The following is a 4,216-nucleotide window of genomic DNA, read 5'->3' on the forward strand; positions in this document are numbered from 1 at the left end:
TTTCCTAATTCCTCTTTGGTTGTAATAAATCTAACTGATACATCTTCCTCTGCCTTTAAAGCATCTAAATCTGTAAAATTTGATATATGTGGAAGTTTTATTACTACTATGTCAATAGGTGCAGTAATTTTCTTATTAAATTCTACCGCTCCATCCTCATCTTCAAGATCTAACCTAAAGTAAGGAACTACCCCTGCGCAAGGAATATCTATAATATCCTCAAGCATTGTAAGTCCTGGCTTTAATATTTCTAAATCTCCTCTAAATTTATTTATAATAGTAGCTTTGACTCTTTTTTTCTCATCATCTCTTAGTAAAAGCATAGTTCCTGCAAGTGATGCAAATACGCCTCCTTTATCTATATCTCCAGCAAGTATTACAGGAGCATCTATAAGTTCTGCCATTCCCATATTTACTATATCTCTTTCCCTTAAGTTGATTTCTGCAGGGCTACCCGCTCCCTCCATTACTATAATATCAAACTTCTTTTCTAATTCTTCAAACTGCAATTTTAGCATGTCTTTGAATTTTAGTTTCATATTATGATACTCCATTGCTGTACTATTTCCATAAACCTTTCCATTAACTATAATTTGACACTTTTTATCCGACGTAGGCTTTAGAAGTATTGGATTCATAAATACTTCTGGCTCAAGACCTGCTGCATATGCTTGGAGCACCTGTGCTCGTCCCATTTCTTTTCCATCCAATGTAATATAAGAATTTAATGACATGTTTTGTGACTTAAAAGGACATACAGAAAAACCATCTTGCTTTAGAATTCTACATAACGCTGTAACTAATATGCTTTTTCCTACAGATGAAGCAGTTCCTTGAACCATTATTTTAGCCATTACTTTTTCTCCCTTCCCTCGTGTTTTCTTTGACCCCTTTTTTTTAAAATAAAAAAACAGCAAGCTATCCACACCTGCTGTCATATGCAAATTTCATTGCACTAACTTAAAACCTACAAGTTCTTTCCCGCCGAAAGCTTAATATTACTAATTTAGGCAGGTCTCCTGGCTTTTGATATACATTCTCTTAGCCTTACCCCTAATGGATAATTATAAAAGTTTGCTCTCAATTACAGTAGCGGGGGCTGCTGTGGACTTACACCACATTCCCTTTTCACCCTATTCATCATCTACTATCGTAGCTCATCTACTAAAGAAGCTGACTAATAAAAGGCACCTAAAAAAATCTATTCAAATTTACTGATATTTCTAATAAAATAATCGCTTTAATTTTAAATTTTATATATTTCTACAAAATAAGTTTATAACATTAGGTTAGTTATGTCAATAACTTTGATTGTAAACCTTTAATCATTATTATTTTTATCTACAGAATTTATTATTTCAAAAAGCTCTTGCCTATTTCTAGGTATGGCTGAACCTGAATATATTTTCCCACTATTTCGAAGCTGCTCAAAAACTTCAAGAATAAATGGTTTTTCAAGGTAACACTCATGTATTAGTTTATCATCAGAAAAAATATCATAAGGAGTCCCTTCCTTAGCTATTTCGCCATCTTTAAGTACTATAATGTAATCCGACCACGCATACGCAAGTTCTACATCGTGAGTTGATAAGATAACAGTTATTCCCTTTTTATTTAAATCATCAAATATTTTCACAATTTGTTTTGAATGCTTAGGGTCAAGACTTGAAGTCGGTTCATCAAATACTATTATTTCTGGGTTCATAACAAGTATGTCTGCAATTGCCACTCTTTTTTTCTGTCCATAGCTTAAAAAATGTACTGCCTTATCTTTATAATCATACATACCCACATCCATAAGTGCGGCATCTACCCTACGCCTAACTTCAGTCTCACTTAAATTTAAATTCATTGCACCAAATGAAACTTCTTGATACACACTTGCTGAAAATAGTTGATTTTCAGGATCCTGAAAAACTATTCCTATGTTTTTTCTTAATTCTAATAACGATTTTTGCTTATACTTTACTTCTTTTCCTTTATATATTATATTACCTTTAGTTGGTTTTAAAATACCATTAAAATTCAAGAAAACAGTTGATTTACCTGAACCATTAACCCCGACAAATGATACTTTTTTACCTTTCTCTATTTTTACATTTATATTATTTAATGCTTTGGTCCCATCTTGATATTGATAGCTTAAATTTCTTGTCTCCAATATATATTCACTCATTACATCATCTCCCTTGGACCTTTAATAATACGGCTTTAAACCCTTTACGAAAACATAGTATTTTTACTAAAACTAATAATTATTAAAAATACCTCTACTAATATAATTAATGATATGTTTTTATATGAAGTGACATAATGATTTTCCAATAAATTTATATCTCCATCATAACATCTTGATTCCATAGCCATATAAATATCTTGTGAACGTTTATAAGCACTTAAAAACAAAGAGGTAACAAGATTACCCAATGAATTGAACCCTCTTCTAAATGTTGAATATCCAAGCCTTGAGCTTTGAGATATATAAATCATATTCGCAGTATCTAATAATACAAAAATAAATCTATATATAAGACCCATGAGTTCTACAAACAATTTAGGTACCTTAAGTTTTCTAATCACTGCTAAAACTTCAAAAACCGGTGTTGTTAATGTCAAAAAATATAAACAAGAAACTGCTGCAAGTGACTTAAAAAATAATCTTGCCGCAGTTATTAAGCTATTATAAGTACACCCTAATGTAACATTAAAAATACTAAAACTAAATATTAAACCCTTACTACTTGATGCTATGTTTATTGCTATTGTTATAACACCCATTATTAAAAAAACTAAAGGTATGGACATTAATTCAATATAATTCTTTAACGGTAATTTACCCTTAAAAACAGTTATAAAACCCATAAGTAATAATATTATTATGGAGTCAACTATGTTATTAAGTGATATACATACAATTATTGTAGCCATTGAAAAAATGAATTTTTCCATAGGATTAACATTCTTAAGCTTTGAAATGTAAGCTAACTTATCTATAGATATCACTGTTTCTCACCTTCAATCACATTCTCTTTCACTGCTAACTTTGCTTCTGCCTTCGCCTTTGCTTTTCCTTTTGAGTACCCAAAGAAAAAGCATACAATTCCCGAACCAATAGCTGCCTGAAGTGAAAATAAAAGGCTTTCTATTTCTGCACTTGGTGGTGTCCATATTGATGAAAACCACGGTTTATAATTCGCATCTATTTTTGTAATTTCTTTTTTTGCTTGATCATCTGAACCAGTAAATGCAGCATGTTTTAGAAATAATAAGGGAATAACAGCAATAACAACAACAAGTACAGCAAGTATCAAATTTTTTTTAAGTATACTATTATTCTTACTTTTCTTCTCAATACTCATCTCACTAATCCTCCTCTGATAAAACATTTAATTCTTTAAGTTCTTCCTTATTATATTTAGATAAAAGATTAAATACTATAACCGTTAATATCCCCTCACTTATTGCAAGTGGAAGTTGTGTTACCGCAAATATGCTCATAAACTTTAAAAGAGATGCTACAAACCCTCCTATTTTATCCGGGAATGCAACTGCAAGTTGAAAAGAAGTTGTCACATATGTCATTAAATCACCAAGCATAGCGGCCGAAAATATAGATATCGATGTTGAAACATGCAATTTCTTTAATAGTTTGTATACACCATAAGATACTATTGGTCCAACTACAGCCATAGAGAAAGTATTAGCTCCAAGAGTTGTGAGTCCTCCGTGTGCAAGAAGCAACGCTTGAAAAATTAAAACTATTAAACCAAGTACACTCATTACTGTAGGTCCAAATAAAATTGCACCAAGTCCTACCCCCGTAGGATGCGAACAACTTCCTGTAACTGATGGTATTTTAAGCGCTGATAAAACAAATGCAAATGCTCCTACCATTGCAATTAACATCTTAATCTTTGGATCTATTCTTATTTTTTCCTTTATAGAAAAGTAACCAACAACAATAAACGGTATACATAACGCACCCCATGTTATACACCATTTCGGAGGTAAAAATCCTTCCATTATGTGCATTGCAAATGCATTTTTAGGTATAAATAGTAACATCATTAAAACTCCAAGTGAAACTTGGTATTTTTTTAACATAAAAACACCCCCCATTATTATTCTATTACACTTAATTTTTCTTGTGATTTTTTTTTAAAAATCGAGTAGGAGCTAAATAATTAGTTTATTTAGCGACCTCTCACACCACCGT

General features: G+C 31.3%; 5 protein-coding genes and 1 riboswitch. All 5 genes read right to left on the reverse strand.

From position 1 onward, the window contains the following. Positions 1 to 854: cobyric acid synthase (locus Q0649_RS09455; protein WP_298840730.1), on the reverse strand; the 854-nt coding region annotated here is incomplete at its 3' end. A gap of 137 nt (positions 855 to 991) precedes the next feature. Next, a riboswitch (cobalamin riboswitch) is annotated at positions 992 to 1,210 on the reverse strand. A 111-nt stretch (positions 1,211 to 1,321) separates the two neighbouring features. Further along, complete coding sequence (locus Q0649_RS09460) at positions 1,322 to 2,176, reverse strand: energy-coupling factor ABC transporter ATP-binding protein (RefSeq protein WP_298840732.1); 855 nt, start codon at positions 2,174 to 2,176, stop codon at positions 1,322 to 1,324. Between the two features lie 44 nt (positions 2,177 to 2,220). Then, positions 2,221 to 3,003 carry a cobalt ECF transporter T component CbiQ gene (gene cbiQ, locus Q0649_RS09465; RefSeq protein ID WP_298840734.1) on the reverse strand — a complete coding sequence of 261 codons (783 nt, stop codon included), beginning with the start codon at positions 3,001 to 3,003 and terminating at the stop codon, positions 2,221 to 2,223. Next, a complete protein-coding gene (locus tag Q0649_RS09470; protein WP_298840737.1) occupies positions 3,000 to 3,359 on the reverse strand; it encodes an energy-coupling factor ABC transporter substrate-binding protein in 360 nt (119 codons plus the stop codon). Before Q0649_RS09470 ends, cbiQ begins: the two co-directional genes overlap by 4 nt. Before the next feature lie 4 nt (positions 3,360 to 3,363). After that, on the reverse strand, positions 3,364 to 4,104 hold the full coding sequence (locus Q0649_RS09475) for an energy-coupling factor ABC transporter permease (protein WP_298840740.1): 741 nt from the start codon (positions 4,102 to 4,104) through the stop codon (positions 3,364 to 3,366). Positions 4,105 to 4,216: the final 112 nt, after the last annotated feature.

The organism is uncultured Clostridium sp. (assembly GCF_937920395.1).
Lineage (GTDB): Bacteria > Bacillota > Clostridia > Clostridiales > Clostridiaceae > Clostridium_AD.

Bases quoted from the DNA above. Each gene is read 5' to 3' on its own strand.
- Q0649_RS09460 (WP_298840732.1), bottom strand. From the start codon at position 2,176: ATGAGTGAATATATATTGGAGACAAGAAATTTAAGCTATCAATATCAA.
- Q0649_RS09470 (WP_298840737.1), bottom strand. From the start codon at position 3,359: ATGAGTATTGAGAAGAAAAGTAAGAATAATAGTATACTTAAAAAAAAT.
- Q0649_RS09475 (WP_298840740.1), bottom strand. From the start codon at position 4,104: ATGTTAAAAAAATACCAAGTTTCACTTGGAGTTTTAATGATGTTACTA.